This window comes from Brevibacillus sp. HB1.1, from assembly GCF_013332445.1.
GTDB classification, from domain to species: domain Bacteria; phylum Bacillota; class Bacilli; order Brevibacillales; family Brevibacillaceae; genus Brevibacillus; species Brevibacillus porteri.
The window spans coordinates 1-286 of sequence record NZ_JABMIV010000038.1; the positions used below are offsets into that span (position 1 = coordinate 1).

Annotated in this window: 2 tRNA genes; both read left to right on the forward strand. The window is 45.8% G+C overall.

Annotation, left to right across the window (positions count from 1 at the left end):
• The first annotated feature begins 27 nt into the window (after positions 1-27).
• Positions 28-104 (forward strand) — tRNA-Asp (locus tag HPY27_RS29860).
• A gap of 100 nt (positions 105-204) precedes the next feature.
• A tRNA-Thr gene (locus tag HPY27_RS29865) sits at positions 205-280 on the forward strand.
• Positions 281-286: the final 6 nt, after the last annotated feature.

Here is a 286-nt window from a genome sequence, read left to right on the forward strand (position 1 = left end):
AAGTGCCCAGTGGGTGCAACCAAATTTGGAGCTGTGGTGAAGTTGGAGTTCACGCCGGTCTGTCACACCGGAGGTCGCGGGTTCGAGTCCCGTCAGCTCCGCCATCTTTCTTAACAAGATGGCATAGTTCACGAACATGAAAAAGGTTTAACGTAATAAAAAAACGTTGATTTTTCATGAAAGATATGCCATAATTAAAGATATGCCGGTATAGCTCAATTGGTAGAGCACCTGACTTGTAATCAGGGGGTTGTGGGTTCAAGTCCTATTGCCGGCACCATGAATT